Here is a 17,824-nt window from a genome sequence, read left to right on the forward strand (position 1 = left end):
TGGCTTTATTTGCCGAAAGTGCGCCGGATTTGGTCGATTGTTGTGTTTGCACGGGCCTCGTCAGTGAATTGTATCGCGCAATCCGTCCTAATCTCGACGAGGAGTTTCCATGGGTAGCTTTCCCTGGGGGCTTGCCCGGGTTGCTGCCGGATGTGGAACTGTCGCCAGGCGCCGCGTTAACGTGGCCTTCTCGCTTCACGAGTCGAAAACCTATGCGCTCGTCAGCCAGGCGCTCGGGTGAATTAAGCGCCGGGACAGAGGGGCAGCGATGCCAGATCCTGAATGCGTTCGCACTCGGGTCTGAACGAGCGATATTGCCAGGAACCCTCAGCAGTTTCTCGCCGATATACGGTCTCGAGCCAGAACACCGTGTCGTCGATCGGCAGTACGGGATGCCACGCATACCACTGCGACCAGATCTTTCCATTGTCGTTGCCTATCATCGCCCTCTCTCCTGAGCGGTCTGCTCCGGCAAATATTCAGAGGAGGAGAATGGTATTACAGAATTATTCTTCTACGAAGATCCTTTTAGGATTAGTCAAAATTGTCCTTCACCCAAGGCGCGATTGCGCACGACATGAATGAGCACGATCTGTTTGCGGGGGCTCTGCGAGCCGCATGATGGAACGAGAACGGCTTTCCCAAAGGCGTCATCCCCGTCCGCCTGCTCGTCCGAGGCCGAGCGGATGCTCAGCTGATCGTGCGCAGCCCGAGATAAGCGGCCAGGCAGACCGCGGAAAAGCTGATGGTGAGCCTGGGTCTGGCGTCGTCGAACATTGCCGCCAGCGAAAGGCAAAGGATCAGGATGACCGTTTTCGCCCAAAGATCCTGATCGGAGAGGGTGAAGGCGACTGCCGCCAGAAAGACCGCACTAGCGACGATCGTGACGGGTGCGGATTTCTCGGCGAGATCGCCGCCAGAAAAATACGGCAGGAGAAAGCGCCGCATGCTCAGGCCTGAAGCGACGCTTAGAAGAAGACAGGTCAAGACAAGGTGCAACATGGGTCGTCGACGATCGCTCTGCAGATAGCGTGTAGATGCAAACGCCATGCCAGCTGCAATTGCCCCGCCAGAGAGGCGAGGCCGCGGCGTCTTTGGCTATTTCGGTGGCGGCGCGATCCTTTTTTCGGCAGTGCCGGCTTGTCAAAACGTTGATTGGGGCGGACGCAGTCACGGCAAACCGGGGAATGGAGAGACGGATCGTGCGGCGCGGAAACCCGCTTGAGCGGAGGCAATGATTTTTATATAGAGAATGATAAATCACCTAAATTCTGAAAAAGAGATTTTCTTTGGACCTTTCCTCGATCGAGATATTTCTCGCCGTCGCCAACGACCGCAGCGTTACAAAGGCTGCCAAAGCCGTCGGGCGGGTGCCGTCGAACGTGACGACACGTATCCAGCAACTGGAGGAAGATCTCGGCGCTTCCCTCTTCAGCCGAGACGGCAAGAAGATGACGTTGACGCGGGAGGGCGAAACGTTTCTCACCTATGCCAACAGGCTCATGGCGCTTGCGCTCGAAGCGCGCCAAGCCGTTCGGCCACTCGCCCCATCGGGAACTTTGCGGGTCGGAACAATGGAGAGCACGGCGGCAAGCAGGCTGCCGGCGGCGCTGACGCAATTCAACCAGATGTGGCCTGACGTATCGCTGCATCTGACGATGGGCGCGTCCCGCGATCTCGCCCGCGATGTTCTGGCCGACGCACTGGACTGCGCCTTGATTGCCCGGCCACCGAAATCGATGCGCGAAGATGACAGCGATTTCGATGCCGAGCTCGAGGCGCTGGCGGTGGAGACGGTCTTCGTTGAGAATCTGTTGATCGTGCTGCCGTCCGGGCATCCCGCCATCAAATCCGCCGCCGACCTGCGTGTCGGGGCGCTCGCCGCTTTGGAGCCCGGCTGCACCTATCGCAGGATCGCCGAAAACTGGGTGCGTCAATCGAGCGCCCTGCCGACGAGCGAGCTCGGCTCCTACCACGCGATCCTGGCGAGCGTTGCGACAGGCAATACCGCAGGTGTCATGCCGAAATCCGTGCTCGACCTCATGCACTGGCCGGCGGTTCTCCCAACCCATCAGCTTGGCCCCGTCGAGACGCTGTTGGTGTCGCGCAGGGATAACCGCCCCAGCGCCTTTAGCGCCTTCCACGAAATCCTCAGCGCGACCAAAGGCAGAGACATGAGGCTGGCGACAAACTAGTTTCTCCGTCTTCCTCCTTCGCCAGACAATCCTCGCTTACAATTGGTCTTTGCATGCAATATCCCGTTTCCCCAAAGATGGGGCAGAGCCGTTTTCGCCGCTTTCGCCTGTTTTCGCCCATCCTGGCCGGTGCGACTTTACGAGAGCGATTGATCGCCTGTTTCGGCGCGTTGCTGGGCATCGGTCTCACCGGCGTCATCAGCGGCTATCTGTTCGGGCAAGGGCCACACCTACCCTTGATCGTCGCGCCGATGGGAGCCTCGGCGGTGCTGCTTTTTGCGGTGCCGGCAAGCCCGCTGGCGCAGCCATGGTCGATTATCGGCGGCAACACCATCTCCGCGATGATGGGCATCATTGCCGCTTACTTCATTCGTGATCCTATCATCGCAACCGGCGTCGGAGTTTCATTGGCAATCGGGGCGATGTCGTTCACGCGATCGCTCCATCCTCCGGGAGGGGCTGCGGCGCTGACCGCGGTGCTCGGCGGTCCCGTCGTTGCCGGCTGGGGCTTCCTCTTTCCCTTCGTGCCCGTCGCCTTGAACTCCTGCATTCTCGTTGCACTTGGCCTGCTGTTCCACAAGCTTTCCAAGCGGAATTATCCGCATGTCGTGCCGAAGCCGGCGGAGAATCCCCATCAGACGATCGACCTGCCATCTGCCGTGCGGGTGGGCTTTCGCGAGGAGGATGTCGATTCCGCCCTGGAAGCGCTCGATGAAACCTTCGATATCGATCGGGCCGATCTCAGCCGGGTGCTGCGGCAGGTCGAGTTGCAAGCCGCCATCCGCTCCAACGGCAAAATCAGCTGTGCCGATATCATGTCGCGCGATTTGATCGCTATCGGCAAGGCTTCGGAACCGGATGCCGCACGGCATCTTCTCCTGAAGCATAATATCCGGACGTTGCCGGTGAAGGATCCGGAGGGCCGTCTCGTCGGCACCGTCGGCCTGCGGGAGTTGTTCGCGTGCGGCGATACGATTGCCCATGCGATCTCCAAGCCGGCGGTGGCGAAGGCTTCGGACGCCGCTCTGTCGCTGCTGCCCGTTCTGACCGACGGGCGCACGCATGCCGTCATCATTGTCGATGACGATCATCGGATCCTCGGACTGATATCGCAAACGGATCTCCTGAGCGCCGTGGCGCGGCTGCTGCCGAGTGACGGCGAGGCGATCGCGGCCGTGGCATGACCTCGCGGAGCGGCTCGGCTGCCACAGGCCGGTTTAGGCATCACGGCCACATGCTTTCGTCGTCAGTTGAGTGGGGACGCCGTGTGTGACCGTGGGATTGCGGGATTTTCCGACACTATCCGGGCAATGACCTGGAGCGGATGCGGGATGCGCCTGCCGTCGATTTCCTTCACCTGGGAGCGGCAGGAATATCCGGTCGCCATGAGGATATCGGCATCGCCAGCTGCATCGAGCTCCGGTTTCCAGCTCATCGCATAAAGGCTCTCGGAGATCGGCCGGTTGCGGGCCTCGTGTCCGAAGGTGCCGGCCATGCCGCAACAACCGGTTTGCGCCGCCTGAAGATCGACGCCGAGGCTGTCGAACACCTTTTGCCATTGTGCGACGGAGGCCGGCGCATTGGTGCGTTCTGTGCAGTGAGCCATCAATCGGAAGTTGCCGCCTTTAATGGCAGAAGGCGAAGCAGTCAGCCGGTCGAGGTTGGCGGCGAGCCATTCCTGTGGAAGCAGGACCGTTGCCTTGAGCAACCCCTTATATTCGCTGCGGAAGGCGAGCGTCATGGACGGATCGAGGCCGACGAGCGCGACGCCCGCTTCATCCAGTCGCTCCAGATAACGCGCGGTCCGCTTGGCCGCAGCCTCGAAGCGTCCGAGATAACCGTGAACATGCAGGGCCTTGCCGTTGATGTGGGACGCCGCAAGAAGGGGCGCCAGTCCCATTTTCCGGGCGATCCCGATGGCTGCCAGCGCAACATCGGGATCGAAATAGGTGGTAAAAGCGTCGGCGACGAAAACCACGCTCCGCTGCCTTTCCTGCGGCGACAGGGCGTCGATCGATTGTGGCGTCGCAAGCGGCACGTCGAGGTGGGCGGCTTCCTTTGCGAGCGAGATATGCGGTAGACGCGGCAGGGAGGTCAGCCCGGCGACACGCATCATGGTTCTGCCGGCGCGCGTGCCCACGACCAAATTATAGGCGGGCCGGATGCGCCGGACGAGCGGCAGGGTGGTTTCGATTGCCGCGACCAGCGGATCCTTCAGCGGGCGGAGGTAGCGTCCGTAATAGAGTTCCAGGAATTTCGAGCGGAAGGCCGGCACACTGACCTTCACCGGGCACTGCCCCGCGCAGGCCTTGCAGGCCAGGCACGTGTCCATCGCCGCGCGCACCTCATGGGAAAAGTCATCCCGGTTTGCCGGGTTCAGCGAATTGAACGCCCGCCGCGCCAGGCCGGCGAACGGAATGCTCCGCCGCATGCGCATCGCCTCCTGTCGGGGATCGATGTCCTTCTCGGCAAGCAGCCTCAGCCATTCCCGCATCAGGGCGGCGCGCCCCTTGGGCGAAAATCGCCGGTCGCGCGTCGCCTTATAGGAGGGGCACATCGGGCTCGTCTCGTCGAAATCGAAACAGGCGCCGTTGCCGTTGCAATAGGCGGCGTTGTCGAAGGCGGACCGGATTTCGTTGCCGATGATGCGGTCCGTATCTCCGCGCAACGGGACGTCGTCGATCTTCGTCAGCACTTCCGCGGAAGGGGTTGCGATCTTGCCCGGATTGAGCCGATTCTCAGGATCGAAAGCCCGCTTGATCTCCTGCAGGCTGGGATAGAGATCGCCGAAAAACTCCGGCACATATTCCGAACGCACGCCCTTGCCATGCTCTCCCCAGAGCACCCCGCCGTATTTGCGGGTAAGCGCCACGACGGCGTCGCTGACCTCCCGAACCAGCCGGACGTGATCGTCGCGGGTCAGATCGAGTGCCGGCCGCACGTGCAGGACGCCGGCATCGACATGGCCGAACATGCCGTAGGAGAGGCCGGCGCCATCGAGAAGCGCGCGGAACTCGCGAATATAGGCCGCCAAATTCTCCGGCGGCACGGCCGTATCCTCGACGAAAGCGACGGGCCTGACCGGCCCTTCCACATTGCCGAGCAGGCCGACCGCTCGCTTGCGCATCGACCAGATCGCCTCGACATCGGCATGGCTCCGGGCGATCGTATAGCCGGCATGGCGCGCATTCGTACCGGTGTCGAGCGCGGCGGTCACCTGCGCAAGCTTGCGCTCGAGTTCGTCTTCATTATCGGCAAGCACTTCGGCGATGTTGATGCCGTTCGTGGCGCTGCCCGGATCGTCGGGAAAGAAGCGGGCGATGCCGGTCCAGACGATATCGCCTTTCGCGAGGCCAAGCACTTTCTCGTCGACCGTTTCGACCGAGGCGACCTTCAGCGCCACGAGGTCGAGCGCGTCCTCCAGGGCGGCGTTGAAATCGCAGTAGCGGATGTTGATCAGCGCTGCATGGGCCGGGATCGGCAGAAGGTTGAGTTCGGCTTCGGCGATCATCGCCAGCGTTCCCTCCGAGCCGCAAAGAACGGCATTGAGGTCGAAGCGTCCGTCGTCACGCCTGATATGGGCGAGGTCGTAGCCGGTCATGTAGCGGTTGAGCTTCGGAAAGATCTCGGCGATCTGCTCGCGCTTCTCCAGCGCGATCCGATCGACCCTGCTGTGGATCTCACCAACGCGATCTTTTCGAGCGGTGATCTCCGCGAGCGCCCCCGCTTCGAGCGGCCGCGACCAGAAATCGGAGCCGTCCATCAGGACGATACGCAATCCGAGAACGTGGTTGCTGGTCTTGCCGTAGAGGCATGAACCCTGGCCGCAGGCATCGGTGGAGATCATGCCGCCGATTGTGGCGCGGTTGGAGGTGGAAAGTTCGGGCGCGAAGAACAGGCCGTAGGGCTTCAGAGCCCGGTTCAGCTCATCCTTGACAACGCCCGCCTGGACACGCGCAATTCTGCGGACAGGGTCGATGTCGAGAATCGATTTCATATGCCGCGAACAATCCACCACGACGCCCGATGTCAGGGATTGACCGTTGGTGCCGGTGCCGCCGCCGCGCGGCGCGATGCTTATCTCCCGGAAGGCCGATTCCGACAGCACGGCCGCCACGACCTGCAGGTCTTCGACGCTCATTGGAAAGAGGACGCCGGTCGGCTCGACCTGGTAGATGGAATTGTCGGTTGAGAATACGGTCCGGCTCGCCGCACCGGTCTCGATATCGCCGTCAAATCCCGCCTCGACGAGCCGCTGGAAAAAACCCGCGGCGGGAAGCGGGATGGGAGCCTTCGGCTGGAGGCGTGGGATCATTTCGAAACCTTCAGAATGCACTCGAGCCTGTCACTAGCGCATTGGTTCGAAAATCGGAAGGCGTCGTCAGCGGCCTGTCAACCGGTCGGCGTGGCCGCCGATCGGTTGACAGCGCCGTCCGCTTCGAAGAGGCCGCGGGCCGCCCCGACCATCGACTGCAGGTGGTTAGGGTCGCGCACGCCCTGTCGGTAGAGCTCGATGATGATGCTCGCCATTCGTTCGGCTTCGTCGCTGTCCCTTGCTATCGCATAATCGGTGCTGAGCTTGTCGAAGACGCGCTGGCAGGTTGCAAGATCGCGGGAGTCCAGCGGCACCTGCGATCGGTTTGTGATCGTTTGAACCATCTTATTCCCTCAGAAAACAGCCCGCCCGGACATCATCCTGTCGGGGCGGGCCGGCGATCTTTCGTCTCAGAAGTCCATGCCGGGGCCGCCCGGCATTGCCGGAGGGGCATCCTTCTTCGGCTTCTCGGCGACCATGGCTTCCGTCGTCACGAGAAGACCGGCGATGGATGCCGCGTCCTGAAGCGCGGTGCGAACGACCTTCGCCGGATCGATGACGCCCTGCGCGTAGAGGTCGCCATATTCACCGGTCTGGGCGTTCCAGCCATAGGAGAACTCGCTCTTCTCGCGCAACTTGCCGACGATGATGGAGCCTTCCGCTCCGGCGTTTTCGGCGATCTGACGAGCCGGCGCCTCAAGTGCGCGGCGAACGATGTCGACGCCGACGCGCTGATCGTCATTGGCGGTCTGGACTTTTCCAAGCGCCTTGACGCTACGCAGCAGCGCCACGCCGCCGCCGGGCAGAATGCCTTCTTCGACCGCTGCTCGGGTTGCATGCAGCGCATCGTCGACGCGGTCCTTCTTTTCCTTCACTTCGACCTCCGTCGAGCCGCCGACGCGGATGACGGCAACGCCGCCTGCGAGCTTGGCAAGACGTTCCTGCAGCTTCTCGCGGTCGTAGTCGGAGGTGGTGTCTTCGATCTGCGCCTTGATCTGGGCAATACGGCCTTCGATGTCGGACTTGGCGCCCGAACCGTCGACGATCGTGGTGTTCTCCTTCTCGACCGACACCTTCTTGGCGCGACCGAGCATGTCGAGTGTCACGGATTCGAGCTTGATGCCGAGGTCTTCGGAGATGACGGTGCCGGCCGTGAGCACGGCGATGTCTTCGAGCATGGCCTTGCGGCGGTCGCCGAAGCCAGGGGCCTTGACGGCAGCGATCTTCAGGCCGCCGCGCAGCTTGTTGACGACGAGCGTTGCAAGGGCTTCGCCTTCGACGTCTTCGGCGATGATGAGGAGCGGCTTGCCGGACTGGACGACGGCTTCGAGGATCGGCAGCATCGATTGCAGGTTCGAGAGCTTCTTCTCGTGGATCAGGATATAGGGATCCTCGAACTCGACCCGCATCTTGTCGGCATTGGTGACGAAGTAGGGGCTGAGATAGCCGCGGTCGAACTGCATGCCTTCGACGACTTCGAGTTCAGTTTCAGCGGTCTTGGCTTCTTCAACCGTGATGACGCCTTCATTGCCGACCTTTTCCATCGCCTCCGCCAGGAAGCGGCCGATTTCAGCATCGCCATTGGCGGAGATCGTGCCGACCTGGGCGATCTCGGAATTGTTGGAGATATTACGGGCGTTGGCCTTCAGTTCCGCGACGATGGCGGCGACGGCAAGATCGATGCCGCGCTTCAGGTCCATCGGGTTCATGCCTGAAGTAACGGCCTTGGCGCCCTCCTTGACGATGGCCTGGGCGAGAACCGTCGCCGTCGTGGTGCCGTCGCCGGCGATGTCGCTGGTCTTCGAAGCGACCTCGCGGACCATCTGGGCGCCCATGTTCTCGAACTTGTCTTCGAGTTCGATTTCCTTGGCGACCGAAACGCCGTCCTTGGTGATGCGCGGCGCGCCGAAGGACTTGTCGATCACGACGTTGCGGCCCTTCGGGCCAAGGGTCACTTTCACGGCGTTGGCCAGGATGTCGACGCCGCGCAAGAGCTTCTCGCGGGCTTCGACGTTGAATTTGACTTCTTTAGCAGCCATGTCCTCACTCCTTCATAGGCAGCTAGCATTGACCACGTCCTGAGGGTTCAGGCGGCCTGCTTTCCTTCGCTCTGGGCCTCGATGATGCCCATCACGTCGCTTTCCTTCATGATCAGCAGGTCTTCGCCGTTGATCTTGATCTCCGTTCCGGACCACTTGCCGAACAGGATGCGGTCGCCGACCTTGACGTCGAGCGCCTGAATCTGGCCTGCATCATTGCGCGCGCCGGGGCCGACGGCGATGACCTCGCCTTCCTGCGGCTTTTCCTTGGCGGTGTCGGGGATGATGATGCCGCCCTTGGTCTTTTCCTCGGAATCGACGCGGCGGACGAGAATGCGATCATGAAGCGGTCGGAACGACATGTTTTCCTCCAATGGACAAACAATAATGATGTTGTTCCCCTGGCCGGACCGGATGACGAGGTCCGGGCGGGTGCAAAGTCGCGCGCCTTGCGGGATTGATCTGGTTCGACGGTTTTTCGATTTCAAGGGGCGGCGCAGAAAAATTAGCACTCGCTGCCGGCGACTGCTAATGGCCCGCGGGGAACAGAAGACCGGCTCCTGCGTTCGAACTAATGACGATGGTCGTCCCCTCGTCTCGAAGACGAATTCAAAACTGTATTCCGGCTTGAATCCGGATTTCGGCGTTCCTAGCTCTCAGGCGATCGAGGCTCGATGAGCTCGATCACCGTCCCACGTCTTTTAGGAGTGAGTGACATGGAAGAGAAGACCAATATAATCAAAGACCTCACTATCGAGGAACGCGAGGAAATCTTCGTCGACATTGCTCGAACGCTGGAGGATACGGCGCGCGAGGCTCTCGTCGAGGGCAATATGCACTTTGCTGTACTGTCGAACAACATGGCCGAAGCGATCCGCATCAACGCCGACGAACTCGCCCGGGACGATCCTGAGAATGCCGAGCGCGTATTGCTCCAGGCGACAGCAATGATCTCGCAATTCGAGGCCGTGCACCCCTATCGCATGGTAAGCATGGCCGTTCACTGATTGCCGCGCTCAAATCAATCGCCAGCGTGCGGAACTCTCACAGCTGGAGAAGGTTAATGGATCACAGCATCGAAAGGTGATCCATGACGACTTCGAAAACCAACACACCACCCGAAAGCGGAACAGACGACGCGCGTTCCTTCGACACGCAACGGGCCGAGGTCGATCGCCAGAGAGCATCGGACGCAGCCCGGCGCAACGCGAGTTCAACATCGGATCGCGACAGCGGCACCGAAACGCCAAGCCTGAAACTCGCGAAAGAGTATCTGAGCCTCGGTGGGCGCCGCCGGTCCAAGATCGACGACAATATCACCACTGTCCGCCAATGGGAGGAGGATCCGCCGGCGGCCGAACGCTTCTGGCAGGAGCGGGTGGAGACGCTTTCGAAGGCTGAGCGCAAGCAGGTGGAGGATTTTCTCCCCACCATCAACACGCCTTGAAACACGGCCGCTCGAGGCGAAACCAAACTGCGAGGTCTGGTCGAACTGGAGAAGATCATGGCCACAGACAAACACGAACAGATACGCCGGCGGGCCTACGAAATCTGGGAGGCCGAAGGCCGCCCTGAAGGGGCGGATCTGCGTCACTGGATGCAAGCCTGCGACGAGCTGGCTGGTGAGGACGAGGATGAGACGCTGCAGGACCTGCTCGATCAAGACGACAGGGACGACGCGGCGCTGCTTCAAGGCGCCGGGGAAAGCGGCGATCTCGATCGGCCACGCCCCGGATTTGGTCAAAGTGCCGGGGCGACACCGCCCGATATCGAGATAACCACGGGGGAGAAGCCTTCCCGGCAAAAGATCAGAGAGACCGAAGGACCGTAATCGTCATGCAGCATCTCGACCACGCCATGCAGATCGCTATGGAGGCACATGACGGCCAGACGGACAAAACCGGCCGGCCTTTCTTCGAGCACTGTCAGCGGGTCGCGCTTCTCGTGCCCGGCGACGAGGCTCGAACCGTCGCCTACCTTCACGACGTCGCCGAAAAAGGCAATGGCTGGACGCTCGACAGGTTGAAAGAGGAAGGCTTCCCGTCGGCGATCATCTCTGCGGTGGATGCATTGACCCGGCGGCCTGACGAGCCGGACGAGGAGTTCGTCAGACGTGCGGCAGCAAACCCGCTCGCTTTGCCTGTCAAGCGGGCCGACCTCGAAGACAATCTGCGCCAAGCCGAACAGGCCGGCAAAGACAAGCAAAAATATCAAAGCGGTCTGGATCTGCTACGCGATATTGAGAACGGACAATAATGTTCTCCTCCGGTAGCCCAGCGAAGGTCTGGCCGGCAAGAGGCGTTCGTGTCGCTATTTCTGACGCGGCTGCCGCAAGCCGGCGCCGGCAGCGATCTGGCGGCCTTGGCGCCTGGCGGCAGCGGCTTCGTATAACGTTCGAGCCGCATTGCGGATTTCCTCCTGCATCGCCTGGTCTTTCTCGTATGCCGCATGGTTTGTCGCGTAGGGTTCCCAGTAACCAATATAGCGGTCGATTTCCGCAAGCGGGCCGGCTGGTATAAGATCCATCGATCTCAGCCAGTCCGAGAGGTTCCTCCGGACACTCTCCGAACCTTCCGTATCACCGTGAACGATGACGGAAAACAGACGGCCTTCCAGATGCCGCGGATAGGGCCATCCGTTCATCTCCAGCTGTTTTGCCTGGTCGGCATGTTTTCCGTGCGTGCTTGTCGGATCCGGGTTGCCGCCGTCGGCACAGACAAGCCGGTCGATCATCAGCTTCAGCGATGACGGCGCCTGATACCAGTGCACCGGCGTGACGATCATGATGCCGTGCGCCTCGACCCACATCGGGTAGATCTCGTTCATCCAGTCATGGATCTGTCCGAGCGAATAGTTGGGATAACAGGAACAGGGCCAATGACAGAGAGCCGCCGCAGTGGAGAAGCAGGCTTTGCACGGATGGATCTGCCGGCCGTATTCCGAGGCGAGCCGGCTCAAGTCGAGGATCTCGATCTTCACATGGGGCTGCTGCTCCAGCACCTCCCTGGCGATATCGACCATGCGGTAGCTCTTCGAAATCTCCCCCGGGCAGGTGTGTTCGCTGCGCGTCGAGCCGTTGACGAGAAGGAGACGGGTAGGGCCGTTCGGATCGTCATGCCGCTTTTCCGCGTCACGGATGGCGTCGCGGGCCGCCAGCCACTCTTCAGCCAGATCATAATCGGGATCAGCAAAGCCGGGTCCGGCCTTGCGGGTCTTCGGGCTTTTTCGCGAATTTGCGTAGGCTTCCCAGGCTGCCGAAGCGAGTCGCGCAAGCTCGTCCTGCAATTTGCCGTAGGCCGGATCGTGAAATTGATTGAGAAAGCGCCGCTTGAATTCATGCTCGTCGAGCCGCGGGCTGGGACTGCCTTTGCGCGGTTCGAGATCAGAGGCTGAAGTGGCAACATTGGCTGGCATGGGAACTCCTGAGGCCGGTGCTTTGCTGAACGCACCGGCAGATACTGTGTTCCCCGTCATGCCATCGATGGGCCGATGCAAGCGGAGCGTCGAGCGCAATTCCTCCGGAATTTCAAGAGTAGCCGCCAGCCGCTAACCATTTCCTGACCATGAAACAGGCCGCGATGCCATGCCGACCAGCGGTAAGTCGCTTATTAACTCATACGACTTATAGTCGCGGCCACTTGGACGAACGGGGGAGTAGTCTTGTCCGACGCGCTGCACATGATCTCTGCAATGGGTGGTGCGTTGACGGGCCTGCCCGGACTTGGCGATTGCCTTGATCAACACGATATCGTGCTCAGCGTTCACCTCGATCGAGATGAATTTCACGAATGCGTCGCCAAGCGGCCGTTACCGAACCTTATCCTGCTCGACGCCCTCTCGTCGGAGGGACGCGGTCTCGAAGACTGCCGGCGTCTCAGGGAAAACGCCGCAACGCGTGATATCCCTGTGATTATCCTGGTCTCGCCGCAGGACGAGCAAAGCAAGATTGCGGGGTTTGCCGCCGGTGCGGTGGATTGTGTCTCCAACCGCGTGTCCGCCGCCGAACTCGTCGCTCGCATCAAGCGACATATCGACCTCGGCGCGGCGCAGGCGCGACTGCAGCGGCGCAACGAGCAACTCGACACCGCGCTTGCCAGCATGGGACAGGGTGTGTGCCTGTTTGACGAGGGCGGCCGGCTGCTCCTTTCAAACAATCATTATGCTGAGGTTTACGGACTCGATCCCGCCGTCATCCATCCGGGGCAGTCCCTGGAAGACATCCTGAATCTGAGACATGAGGTCGGTGCTGTTCCCGCCACTTCGACGTCGGACTATCTCGCCTGGGCCGAAGCGACCAATATGGGCGACGTGCCCCAGGATTGGATCAAGGAACTTAAATCCGGCCGGATCATCCGCGGCTATCATCAGCGGACGCCGGGGGGCGGCTGGGTATCGACCCATGAGGATATCACACAGGCCTGGTTCGCGGAAAAAGCCCTTGCAGAGGCGCACGTCCAGGCAGAACGCGCCGAGCAGGAGGCGCGGGCGGCGCATGCCCGGCTTCTGGCAGCTTTCGAAGTCGTCCCGGAAGGCCTCGTCCTGTTCGACGCAGAAGACCGCTTCGTCCTGTGGAACCGACGATACGAACAGCTTTACGCCGAAAGCGGCGATATGCTTGTCAAAGGGATGCGCTTCAAAGACCGCCTGCGTGCGGGCCTCGAACGCGGCCAGTATCCGGAGGCGGTCGGGCGCGAAGAGGAATGGCTTGAGGAGCGGCTGGCCCATCATGCCGAGCCCACCAGCAAACACGAGCAGCGTCTGCCCGGAAACCGGTGGATCCGGATCGAGGAACGCCGGATCTCCGAAGGGGGCAGCGTCGGCATCCGAGTCGACATCACCGATCTCAAGATGCAGGAGGCGTCGTTCAGGCTGCTGTTCGAAGGCAACCCGATGCCGATGTGGGTGTATGACCGCGATACCTTGAAGTTCCTCCATGTCAACCAGGCCGCCATCGATCATTATGGCTATCGTCTGGAGCAGTTCCTGACGATGACGCTGCGTGACATCCAGGCGCCGCGGGACGCCGCACGGGTCACGTCTGCCGTCTTCGACGCCGAGGATCCAGCCGCCACGACCTGCTCCTCGCGCCACCTCAGGGGAGATGGCGGCGCCATTGAAGTCACCGTCTATTCCACCTGCTTGAACTACAAGGGCAAGGCGGCATCGCTGATGGCCGTCGTCGACGTCACCGAGGCCAAGCGTGCCGAAAAGGCATTGCTGCAGCACCGCGATACGCTTGAGGAGATGGTGCGCTCCCGCACTGTCGAATTGGCGCGGCAGACGGAAGAACTCGAACGCATGCTCGAACAGGAAAAGCAGATCAACGAGTTGCAGCGCCAGTTCGTCTCGATGGCGTCGCATGAGTTCCGCACCCCGCTGGCGGTGATCGACGGCGCGGCGCAGCGGCTTATTCGCCGCAAGGAGGCGGCGACGCCGGAATTCCTGGCCGAAAAGGCCGACCAGATCCGCAGCTCGGTGTCCCGTATGCTCGAACTGATGGAAAGCATTCTTGCTGCCGGGCGGTTGGATCATGGCCGGATCACCATCGTGCCCAAGCCGTGCTCAATTGCTGAAATCATCGAAACCTGCAGCGCGCGTCAGGAAAGCATTCGGCGGTCCCATCGCTTTCTGCTCGAACTCGACCGGATTCCTCAGACCATTTATGGCGATCGCCCCGCGCTCGATCAGGTCTTCAGCAACCTGTTCTCGAATGCCGTCAAATACGCGCCGGATTCTCCAAACGTCCATGTGACGGGATGGCAGGAAGGGGAAAGTGTCTGCATCACCGTGCGCGACGAAGGCATCGGCATCGATGCCGACGACCTCCCGAAGATGTTCCAGCGTTACTTCCGCGCCAGAAGCTCCACAGGCATTGCCGGCACCGGCATCGGCCTCAATCTCGTCAAACTGATCGTCGAGCTTCATGGCGGAACGATCGAGGTGACGAGCAGCCGTGGAAGCGGCACGACCTTCACGCTGCGGCTTCCGACCGGCGCCGAGATGTCGGATGAACCGCGCGTTGCTGCTGCCCGCTAGGCGAGGGGCAACGGCTTCCTTTCACTCGCGACGTCAGAGGCTCACAATGAGCGACCGCCAGCCGTTTGATCTCAAAGCTTATGTGCAGGACATTGCAGCAAGGCCATGTTTTATCTGCGGCTTGGCCAGGAATGACCCCGCTTTCTTTCACCATCGCATTTTTGAAGACGATGAGACGATCATCTTCCTGAGTAAATATCCGACGCTACCGGGATATTGTCTTGTCTGTCCGAAGGAGCACCTTGAGGATTTGGCGCAGGATATATCGACGGATGAATATCTTCGGCTGCAGGAGAAGGTGCACCTTCTATCTCGTGCCTTGAAAAGCACCTTTGATGCCGAGCGAATTTATGTGCTTTCGCTCGGCAGCCAGCAGGCCAATAGCCACGTACATTTCCATGTCGTTCCCTTGCCTTCAGGCATGCCCCTTGAGGAACAGCAATATCACGCATTGATGGCAGAGCACGGCATTCTGCAGATACCTGACGACGAGATGGCAGAGATGGCACGGCGGGTCACTGCAGCATATCATTCGGAGATAGCGGATCGTTGTTAGACTTCACGGTGCTCAAGTGGCCCGAGGATGGTGATGCCTTCGCGGCGCGCGGCGTCCACCATCTTTCGATCAGCGGTGGCCAGAGGCAGGCTCTCGGTTTTCGCCAGGGCAACATAAGTCGCATCATATGCCGTGAGTGCATAGCGGTTCGCCAGATCGAGTATCAAGCCATCGCCGCCTGATCCGGCATCCTCCAAGGACAAGCCCCGCAATTATGTCATCAGTAGCACCGCTTCGCCGGATCGAAGCCGTCCACGTCGCTCGGCCATAAGAAACAGGTTACGGGTTTCGAACCAGAATAAGGTCGGTACTAATCCAACCCTCGTGTTGAGATCGGACATAAGCCGGTCGGCCGCATCGTGCTGCTCATCAGGGAGAAACCACGCTGCGGCGATTGAGGCGTCAAGGACAAAGGTCATCAGTAACGTCGGCCTTCGTCACGCCACTCGCGGATTTCCTCCTGCGTCGTGAATTGACGGCTGGCACGTTGAGCTTTGATCTCGGCGATCAGTGCAGTGATATCGCTTTCGCGGCGAATGCGCGAAAGCCGAGCAATCGGCTTGTTGCCGCGGGAGATGATAACCTCTTCGCCGGCCTCGACCTTGGCGAGCAGTTCTGACAGATGGGTCTTTGCTTCCGCGACTTTAACCTTGACCGCCATGACGGCTTCCCTTGCTGTTGCATCTATCATCGAGCAGGCGCCGCGCACGGCGGTCTGCCGATATCTTGAGCGATGATAGGCTCCAAATTGCAACTTGGTCAACCGCAAACCAACTTGCCGCGCGGCGGCCTCAACACCGGACTGCGGGAGGGCGGAGAAAGGCTTTGAAGCTACAGCTGCAAAGCGAATGCCGGCACCCGAACGCCCTTCTCACGAAAGTACCGCTCCAACTCATCAAGGTCCGGGCAGACCGGCGGGTTATCCAGCGCCTGCGCCCAATTCTCCTGAACAGGCAAAGCCATTGCCGCGGTCGCAAGCACGGTCGTTCCCGGGCCGATATCGCCGCGCAGCTGCGGCAGCAGGGTCTTGGCGTGGATGAGGTTGGTGTTGGGGATCGGGCTCATCGTGTGGCCGGTTCTCGGATGAGGCGAGAGGTCGACGATGGCGCTGATATCGGTCTGGCCGTACCAGACGGCACGGCCTTCCGCCTGCTCGGATCGGTCGGCGTTGAAATCGGCGCGCTCGATCGCAAAGCCGCCCTCGATGGTGCTCAGCGCACGCGGCGTCGCGATACGGTGAATGCGAATGTGCCAGGGGTTGGCGGGAAGCAGCCAGGTTTCGATGGCGACGTCGTTCCAGGGGCGCCAGCGGGAATAGAGCCGGTCGCCTGCGATCAGCGCCTCTTCCATGATTTCGCGCATGCGGAAATGAACGCCGTCGTCGGAGAGGCCGAGCATACCGTCGAAGCTTGCGGCGGCGAAATGGCGGTCATCGGCCTCGATGTTGAAGCCATAGCGGGTGGAGTAGGCGAATTTCGAATATTTCTCGTTTGCACCGCGCATTTTGTCGTGCTGCTGGCCGGAGGAGAGCACGACCACGTTTCCCGGCGTGTGCATGGCGATCATGCCGGCCTGCTCCAATGCCACCGGCGCGGGGAATTCCGGCTGCGGTGCTTCTTCGGCGGTCCAGAACGGATCATCCTGGGGAAGGGCGAGCGGCAGGAAGAATTTCAGCGCCCAATAGGGCGAGCCGGGCGAATTATAGCTCTCGCTCATCAAGAGGTTCGGATAGCCGTAGCCGACCGAGAGCACGCCGTCGCGATCGGCAATGGGCATCGCCGACCACCAGCGGATATGGCGCATGTAATAGCCCTTGATCTCAGCCCAGGGCAGCGCCTCGACGCCGGCAAAGGCGAGGGCGCCCCAGAAGCCGCCCGCCGCGAAGCGATAGGCCTGGCTGCGGCCGAAGGCGAGGGCTGCGCCATCGGGGCCGAACCAGTGGCGGATATCCCCGGCAAAGGCCCGGGCGCGATCGCGGAACCGGTCTTTTCGCGCGTCGTCGCCGCGCGCCAGCACGGTATAGATCAGGCCGTAGAAATGCATGGCGAAGGGTATGTAGTGGTCGACCCGCCGCACCGGCCCGTCACGATACCAGCCGTCGCCGAGTTCGAAGGCTTCCAGCTCGTCGAGATAGGCGACGGTTTTGCCGTGGTCGAACGCCACGCCGACGCGCTCCAGGCCGAGATCGATCAGGACGCGGAAGAATTTCCAGTTGTTGTCGATGAATACCAGTTCGCGCGCCGCAAGAAGATAGGTGGCGACCGTCTTCTTCTGACTGTCGTCGAGCGGTTCCCAGATGTGTTCGGGAACGAGCGCCAGCGCGAAGCCGACGGCTGCGAGCTCGACCAGCCGCTGGTTGCGGTCGGCGAGATCGCCCCAATATTCGGGATGAGCGGGATTGGTCCCGTTTGAGAGACCGCGCCGATAAAGATCCCAATGCGGAAAATGCCCGCCGCCGGCGGCAAGGGGGACGATCCCCCAGAGCGGCCGGGCAAACCCCTCCAGGTCCGCCGCCGCCCGATCGAAAATCGCGCCGGCTGCACCGAGACGCACGCGGGCGCCGCCTTCGGAAAAATAGGGCAGGAGCGGCGCGAAGAGATCGTTGACAGCCTTTGCGATGTCGTCGCGAGTCTTCAAAGGATTGCCGAAAAGCGGGTTGGCCCTGGCGGGATCATATATCATC

Annotated in this window: 18 protein-coding genes and 1 pseudogene; 9 read left to right on the plus strand and 10 right to left on the minus strand. The window is 61.1% G+C overall.

Going from position 1 to position 17,824, the window contains the following annotated elements; translation table 11 throughout:
* Positions 1-109 precede the first annotated feature (109 nt).
* Complete coding sequence (locus A7X77_RS34230; protein WP_280950358.1) at positions 110-241, plus strand: hypothetical protein; 132 nt, start codon at positions 110-112, stop codon at positions 239-241.
* A 1-nt stretch (position 242) separates the two neighbouring features.
* Here A7X77_RS34230 and A7X77_RS27270 read toward each other — a convergent pair whose 3' ends face one another.
* Entirely contained in the window at positions 243-443 is a 201-nt protein-coding gene (locus A7X77_RS27270) for a hypothetical protein (protein ID WP_040112258.1), read from the minus strand.
* A 247-nt stretch (positions 444-690) separates the two neighbouring features.
* Positions 691-1,002, minus strand: a complete 312-nt coding sequence (locus tag A7X77_RS27275; RefSeq protein ID WP_064685965.1) for a hypothetical protein — start codon at positions 1,000-1,002, stop codon at positions 691-693.
* Positions 1,003-1,289: 287 nt separating this feature from the next.
* Here A7X77_RS27275 and A7X77_RS27280 point away from each other — a divergent pair, with 287 nt between their 5' ends.
* Complete coding sequence (locus A7X77_RS27280; RefSeq protein WP_064685966.1) at positions 1,290-2,195, plus strand: LysR family transcriptional regulator; 906 nt, start codon at positions 1,290-1,292, stop codon at positions 2,193-2,195.
* Positions 2,196-2,248: 53 nt separating this feature from the next.
* Positions 2,249-3,379 carry an HPP family protein gene (locus A7X77_RS27285; RefSeq protein WP_064685967.1) on the plus strand — a complete coding sequence of 377 codons (1,131 nt, stop codon included), beginning with the start codon at positions 2,249-2,251 and terminating at the stop codon, positions 3,377-3,379.
* 62 nt (positions 3,380-3,441) lie between these two features.
* Here the strand turns inward: A7X77_RS27285 and ydiJ are convergent, their stop codons facing one another.
* The 4 genes from ydiJ to groES all read right to left on the minus strand — a co-directional run bounded on the left by ydiJ (position 3,442) and on the right by groES (position 8,911).
* The gene (gene ydiJ / locus A7X77_RS27290) at positions 3,442-6,510 is read right to left on the minus strand and encodes a D-2-hydroxyglutarate dehydrogenase YdiJ (RefSeq protein ID WP_064685968.1); all 3,069 of its coding nucleotides are present in this window, start codon (positions 6,508-6,510) and stop codon (positions 3,442-3,444) included.
* Positions 6,511-6,587: 77 nt separating this feature from the next.
* Positions 6,588-6,854 carry a hypothetical protein gene (locus tag A7X77_RS27295; RefSeq protein WP_064685969.1) on the minus strand — a complete coding sequence of 89 codons (267 nt, stop codon included), beginning with the start codon at positions 6,852-6,854 and terminating at the stop codon, positions 6,588-6,590.
* Between the two features lie 66 nt (positions 6,855-6,920).
* Positions 6,921-8,549 carry a chaperonin GroEL gene (gene groL, locus A7X77_RS27300; RefSeq protein ID WP_064685970.1) on the minus strand — a complete coding sequence of 543 codons (1,629 nt, stop codon included), beginning with the start codon at positions 8,547-8,549 and terminating at the stop codon, positions 6,921-6,923.
* Between the two features lie 47 nt (positions 8,550-8,596).
* Positions 8,597-8,911 carry a co-chaperone GroES gene (gene groES / locus A7X77_RS27305; protein ID WP_064685971.1) on the minus strand — a complete coding sequence of 105 codons (315 nt, stop codon included), beginning with the start codon at positions 8,909-8,911 and terminating at the stop codon, positions 8,597-8,599.
* A gap of 354 nt (positions 8,912-9,265) precedes the next feature.
* Here groES and A7X77_RS27310 point away from each other — a divergent pair, with 354 nt between their 5' ends.
* From A7X77_RS27310 to A7X77_RS27325, 4 genes are all read left to right on the plus strand, one after another.
* Positions 9,266-9,556, plus strand: coding sequence for a hypothetical protein (locus A7X77_RS27310; RefSeq protein WP_064685972.1), 291 nt, complete (start codon positions 9,266-9,268; stop codon positions 9,554-9,556).
* An 83-nt stretch (positions 9,557-9,639) separates the two neighbouring features.
* Positions 9,640-9,996 (plus strand): hypothetical protein, encoded by a 357-nt coding sequence (locus tag A7X77_RS27315; RefSeq protein ID WP_064685973.1) that lies wholly within the window; start codon positions 9,640-9,642, stop codon positions 9,994-9,996.
* 57 nt (positions 9,997-10,053) lie between these two features.
* A complete protein-coding gene (locus A7X77_RS27320; protein WP_064685974.1) occupies positions 10,054-10,380 on the plus strand; it encodes a DUF2934 domain-containing protein in 327 nt (108 codons plus the stop codon).
* Between the two features lie 5 nt (positions 10,381-10,385).
* Positions 10,386-10,805: an HD domain-containing protein gene (locus A7X77_RS27325; protein WP_064685975.1), complete on the plus strand. Its 420-nt coding sequence runs from the start codon at positions 10,386-10,388 to the stop codon at positions 10,803-10,805.
* A 54-nt stretch (positions 10,806-10,859) separates the two neighbouring features.
* Here A7X77_RS27325 and A7X77_RS27330 read toward each other — a convergent pair whose 3' ends face one another.
* On the minus strand, positions 10,860-11,963 hold the full coding sequence (locus A7X77_RS27330) for a flavodoxin family protein (protein ID WP_064685976.1): 1,104 nt from the start codon (positions 11,961-11,963) through the stop codon (positions 10,860-10,862).
* A 246-nt stretch (positions 11,964-12,209) separates the two neighbouring features.
* Between A7X77_RS27330 and A7X77_RS27335 the strand changes: the two genes are divergently transcribed.
* Together A7X77_RS27335 and A7X77_RS27340 are read left to right on the plus strand one after the other, a co-directional pair.
* Positions 12,210-14,585, plus strand: a complete 2,376-nt coding sequence (locus A7X77_RS27335) for a PAS-domain containing protein (protein WP_432431353.1) — start codon at positions 12,210-12,212, stop codon at positions 14,583-14,585.
* Positions 14,586-14,631: 46 nt separating this feature from the next.
* Positions 14,632-15,141 (plus strand): HIT family protein, encoded by a 510-nt coding sequence (locus tag A7X77_RS27340; protein WP_064685994.1) that lies wholly within the window; start codon positions 14,632-14,634, stop codon positions 15,139-15,141.
* On the opposite strand, the pseudogene A7X77_RS34455 reads toward A7X77_RS27340, so the two are convergent.
* The 3 genes and pseudogenes from A7X77_RS34455 to A7X77_RS27355 all read right to left on the minus strand — a co-directional run bounded on the left by A7X77_RS34455 (position 15,138) and on the right by A7X77_RS27355 (position 17,823).
* Positions 15,138-15,560, minus strand: a pseudogene (locus A7X77_RS34455) (type II toxin-antitoxin system VapC family toxin). The gene A7X77_RS27340 and the pseudogene A7X77_RS34455 overlap by 4 nt on opposite strands.
* Positions 15,560-15,802: a type II toxin-antitoxin system Phd/YefM family antitoxin gene (locus A7X77_RS27350; protein ID WP_064685977.1), complete on the minus strand. Its 243-nt coding sequence runs from the start codon at positions 15,800-15,802 to the stop codon at positions 15,560-15,562. Before A7X77_RS27350 ends, A7X77_RS34455 begins: the two are co-directional and overlap by 1 nt.
* Positions 15,803-15,972: 170 nt before the next feature.
* Positions 15,973-17,823: a DUF2264 domain-containing protein gene (locus A7X77_RS27355; RefSeq protein WP_064685996.1), complete on the minus strand. Its 1,851-nt coding sequence runs from the start codon at positions 17,821-17,823 to the stop codon at positions 15,973-15,975.
* Between the last annotated feature and the right edge of the window lies 1 nt (position 17,824).

Source organism: Rhizobium bangladeshense, from assembly GCF_001662075.1.
In the GTDB taxonomy this organism is placed as follows: Bacteria; Pseudomonadota; Alphaproteobacteria; order Rhizobiales; family Rhizobiaceae; genus Rhizobium; species Rhizobium bangladeshense_B.

Bases quoted from the DNA above. Each gene is read 5' to 3' on its own strand.
- A7X77_RS27315 (WP_064685973.1), top strand. From the start codon at position 9,640: ATGACGACTTCGAAAACCAACACACCACCCGAAAGCGGAACAGACGAC.
- A7X77_RS27340 (WP_064685994.1), top strand. From the start codon at position 14,632: ATGAGCGACCGCCAGCCGTTTGATCTCAAAGCTTATGTGCAGGACATT.
- groL (WP_064685970.1), bottom strand. From the start codon at position 8,549: ATGGCTGCTAAAGAAGTCAAATTCAACGTCGAAGCCCGCGAGAAGCTC.
- A7X77_RS27320 (WP_064685974.1), top strand. From the start codon at position 10,054: ATGGCCACAGACAAACACGAACAGATACGCCGGCGGGCCTACGAAATC.
- A7X77_RS27310 (WP_064685972.1), top strand. From the start codon at position 9,266: ATGGAAGAGAAGACCAATATAATCAAAGACCTCACTATCGAGGAACGC.
- A7X77_RS27295 (WP_064685969.1), bottom strand. From the start codon at position 6,854: ATGGTTCAAACGATCACAAACCGATCGCAGGTGCCGCTGGACTCCCGC.
- A7X77_RS27350 (WP_064685977.1), bottom strand. From the start codon at position 15,802: ATGGCGGTCAAGGTTAAAGTCGCGGAAGCAAAGACCCATCTGTCAGAA.
- ydiJ (WP_064685968.1), bottom strand. From the start codon at position 6,510: ATGATCCCACGCCTCCAGCCGAAGGCTCCCATCCCGCTTCCCGCCGCG.
- A7X77_RS27325 (WP_064685975.1), top strand. From the start codon at position 10,386: ATGCAGCATCTCGACCACGCCATGCAGATCGCTATGGAGGCACATGAC.
- A7X77_RS27330 (WP_064685976.1), bottom strand. From the start codon at position 11,963: ATGCCAGCCAATGTTGCCACTTCAGCCTCTGATCTCGAACCGCGCAAA.
- A7X77_RS34230 (WP_280950358.1), top strand. From the start codon at position 110: ATGGGTAGCTTTCCCTGGGGGCTTGCCCGGGTTGCTGCCGGATGTGGA.
- A7X77_RS27270 (WP_040112258.1), bottom strand. From the start codon at position 443: ATGATAGGCAACGACAATGGAAAGATCTGGTCGCAGTGGTATGCGTGG.
- A7X77_RS27275 (WP_064685965.1), bottom strand. From the start codon at position 1,002: ATGTTGCACCTTGTCTTGACCTGTCTTCTTCTAAGCGTCGCTTCAGGC.
- A7X77_RS27285 (WP_064685967.1), top strand. From the start codon at position 2,249: ATGCAATATCCCGTTTCCCCAAAGATGGGGCAGAGCCGTTTTCGCCGC.
- A7X77_RS27355 (WP_064685996.1), bottom strand. From the start codon at position 17,823: ATGATATATGATCCCGCCAGGGCCAACCCGCTTTTCGGCAATCCTTTG.
- groES (WP_064685971.1), bottom strand. From the start codon at position 8,911: ATGTCGTTCCGACCGCTTCATGATCGCATTCTCGTCCGCCGCGTCGAT.